The sequence below is a fragment of the Lentilactobacillus parakefiri genome, assembly GCF_002157585.1.
GTDB classification, from domain to species: domain Bacteria; phylum Bacillota; class Bacilli; order Lactobacillales; family Lactobacillaceae; genus Lentilactobacillus; species Lentilactobacillus parakefiri.
Genome location: NZ_BDGB01000014.1, coordinates 1 through 275 on the forward strand (window position 1 = coordinate 1; position 275 = coordinate 275).

At 44.7% G+C, this 275-nt stretch carries 1 pseudogene; it reads right to left on the reverse strand.

Annotated features, from left to right (window positions below):
* Nucleotides 1–275: pseudogene (locus LPKJCM_RS00850) on the reverse strand (ISL3 family transposase); the annotation flags it as partial.

Sequence of the window (275 nt, forward strand, 5' to 3'; positions counted from 1 at the left end):
ATAGATCAATTAATTCGTGCGTTTCGGCGTCCATAAATTCAAAACTCATCGCGTCGGTGGCACTCTTAGTGCTTTTAACCTCATCCATGAGCAAAACTTTGGGCAAATAGTGCCAATTAGTTTGAAAGTCCCGTTCAGCGCGCAAGAGCTGCCGACCAACGAATGAATCTGAAGTGGATAATTCATTAGCAATGTGTTTGAGAGAAACGGGTTCGGTCAGTTTTTCTAAACATTGTTTCCGGGTCGTATTCGCAATTGTGCAGTGCGCCGGCACT